Source organism: Chryseobacterium sp. RLHN22, assembly GCF_051011795.1.
In the GTDB taxonomy this organism is placed as follows: Bacteria; Bacteroidota; Bacteroidia; order Flavobacteriales; family Weeksellaceae; genus Chryseobacterium; species Chryseobacterium zhengzhouense.
Genome location: NZ_JBPCHW010000056.1, coordinates 1 through 1,168 on the forward strand (window position 1 = coordinate 1; position 1,168 = coordinate 1,168).

1 protein-coding gene and 1 pseudogene are annotated in these 1,168 nt (G+C 38.6%); both read right to left on the minus strand.

The genetic code is table 11. The features are described 5' to 3' along the window. A pseudogene (locus tag ACR1PN_RS20455) lies at positions 1-641 on the minus strand (Vgr family protein); the annotation flags it as partial. 177 nt (positions 642-818) lie between these two features. Beyond that, the coding region (tssD, locus tag ACR1PN_RS20460) for a type VI secretion system tube protein TssD (protein WP_433981537.1) at positions 819-1,168 on the minus strand (350 nt) is incomplete at its 5' end.

Sequence of the window (1,168 nt, forward strand, 5' to 3'; positions counted from 1 at the left end):
ACTTCACCGTCATAATAAAACTGCTCTCCATAAGCTTCTGCCATTCTTGCCAGATAATTATAATGCGTTTCGTCATACTGGCTGCTGTAAATGATCTGAGAATAATCATTCGTATCAATTCTTATATCAAAACGGCTTTTGTCTAAACCCTGTCTGATGACCTCTTCTGCAATAATCCCCATATTGACAGGCTGACCTCCGCCAAAACTCTGAATGTGTGGAGCACCATCCAGTAAAATGGTCGGACTGTAACCCGATAAAATAATATTTCCTAGACTCATTCTTTCCTGACTAAACCCAACACCGGTAATCACTCCAACAAAAGTTCGCTCCGGACTGTTTTCAACATCTTTATACGAAATTACAGCAGTTAATCTTTTGCCTAAAAATTTATTTGCCTCTTCTAAAGTATGGTTTTGGCGATCGCCTAAAGTATCGTGAGCTAAAGTCAGTGTAAATTCGTGATGTTTTGTCGCACTTTGCGTAAGCTTGAAATGCTTGTAATATTTAATCACTTTACCTTCGATGACCAAAGATAATTTTACCAGACGGTTGATCCCCGTGTGATGATTCTCTGAGATTCCTGCTGCATTCTGCGATGGACGGAATGTGGAACCTCCGTTTGTTGGTGAGGTATTCATATTTTTGTGAGATAAGGTCGTTTAAAGTTATTAAATTTTATTTAGCCGAAAAATTATTCCGCTTAAAATTGTCTTATGCTTTAAATAATATCTTAGTTCTTATTTAAGGCAAAAAGACCGTCTTTTTCAGACAGTCTTATGAATCTCTTATAAACCTTGATAAAGTTAAAGATGTTCTTAGCTTGATGGCCAAAGTCCTTCGTAAGCTCCGCCTCCGTAGTTGATTTTCTCTGCACTCACTACAAAGCTGATCAGCATTGAGTTTTCGTCTACTGCATCGAAGTCTACTTCGTGCTGGATCACATAACCGTTCTCCCAGGTTAAGGTAATCAATGTTCCTTCTTCGTGAGATTTGTTGAACGTCACTTCACCCGTAGTTGGCTTGTATTTTCCGTTTAATAATGATTCAAGGATATCAGATTTTTCTGTTGCCTCAACCGTTAATTTGATGATCGCATTCGATGGATCGGATGCTACACGTCCCGAAACATCCGTAGATCTTGAAACGCTGTAGTTCAGCTTTAATA